This is a genomic window from Candidatus Kurthia intestinigallinarum (genome assembly GCF_003991225.1).
Classification (GTDB): Bacteria; Bacillota; Bacilli; order Bacillales_A; family Planococcaceae; genus Kurthia; species Kurthia populi.
In genome coordinates this window covers 1-1,190 of sequence record NZ_JTFC01000208.1, presented here as the reverse complement: position 1 = coordinate 1,190, position 1,190 = coordinate 1, and the positions used below count along the sequence as shown (strand labels likewise).

Here is a 1,190-nt window from a genome sequence, read left to right as displayed (position 1 = left end):
ATACGGTGTCGTTTGGCAGCCGTGCCTGGTATAAGTTTAAAAAGGAGCGAGAGGATCGTACACGTAGCCACTACGATGAGTGGGAAGAAGATATTATAAGATACATTACGGCCGAAAAAGCGTCTTCAGAGCCGTTTATTTGGCGTACACAAAAAGAGTTATGCGAGGCAGTCGGCATGGCACAAAGTACATTAAACGAAGTGCTAAAGCGCTCTAAGCAGCTTGTCAAAACCGTAACAGGGAAAGGCAGAGGCGCGAAAACAGGTTGGACAACCGTCAAGCTGTTTATTCAGTATGCAATGGAGCTTGTTAACTCCGCAAAAGCAACGTATCGTCAGCAGCTAATTCAGGTTGTAAAAGACTGGACAGAGGAGCTAGAAGTAGTTGCCGGTTATGAGTCATTAATGATCTATTTAGAAGCACTTTACTTTAAAGAAAGTCCACCAACTACCCATGTGCATCGTATTCGAGGCTCTAGTTAAATTAATACTCCAGTCTGCCTTACATATTTCTAATTACGTCGTGTTCTTGTCTTGGGTGAGTTGGTAGTTTAGCGTTGTGGTTTTCTTAGTATTAGATGAGCTTAACGTTGCTTTTTATGGGGCTAGATAAGTTGTGTTTTCATTTAGGAGAGTAGAGCCCAGAGCGGGAGGCGTTCCGCAGGCCAGCTTGCTGGGCGAGGACCTTTTGTTTTGGATTTAATTCAATTTACTCAAGATCTTTAAATCTAGAATGGTTAAAGAAGTCTGGAACAGAGAGATTGAGTGCTTTAATGAGCTTGTGGATTGTATCAATGCGAGGATTTGTATCGCGTATATGGAGTACAGAATCCATAGTTGATTGGGTTAATCCGGATCGTCTTGCTAGCTCAGAAACGCTTAAATTTTGTTGCTGCATTAGTTCTTTGATGTGATCTCTAATGGCATTCGAAAATAGTTGCATGTTTGGTCTCCTTTAGAAACTTAACAAAAGTAGAAATTTCCACCTTTGTTAAGTAGATTTATTGAATCGTTGTGGTCGTTTTTCTTTTATGAAATTTGAGAAGAGTTGCAGTAATTCTTCTGTTTCTTCAATGGATAAATGGTGTGCGTCCAAGTACTTATCGAGTAATGCCCCTTTTTGGATGAGTATATGGCTACGTTGTTTACGGGATTCGGTCTGTTGTAGCTTGGTTACCTCAAGTTCTAAGC

The 1,190-nt window shown here is 40.9% G+C and carries 2 protein-coding genes and 1 pseudogene; 1 reads left to right on the top strand and 2 read right to left on the bottom strand.

Annotated features, from left to right (window positions below; translation table 11 throughout):
* Positions 1–482 (top strand): annotated as a pseudogene (locus QI30_RS20860) (primase C-terminal domain-containing protein); the annotation flags it as partial.
* 226 nt (positions 483–708) lie between these two features.
* Here the strand turns inward: QI30_RS20860 and QI30_RS21325 are convergent.
* Both QI30_RS21325 and QI30_RS20750 read right to left on the bottom strand, forming a co-directional pair.
* A complete protein-coding gene (locus tag QI30_RS21325) occupies positions 709–942 on the bottom strand; it encodes a helix-turn-helix domain-containing protein (RefSeq protein ID WP_126992156.1) in 234 nt (77 codons plus the stop codon).
* A gap of 48 nt (positions 943–990) precedes the next feature.
* Positions 991–1,190 (bottom strand): hypothetical protein (locus QI30_RS20750; protein ID WP_158621111.1); only part of this gene is annotated, 200 nt, incomplete at its 5' end.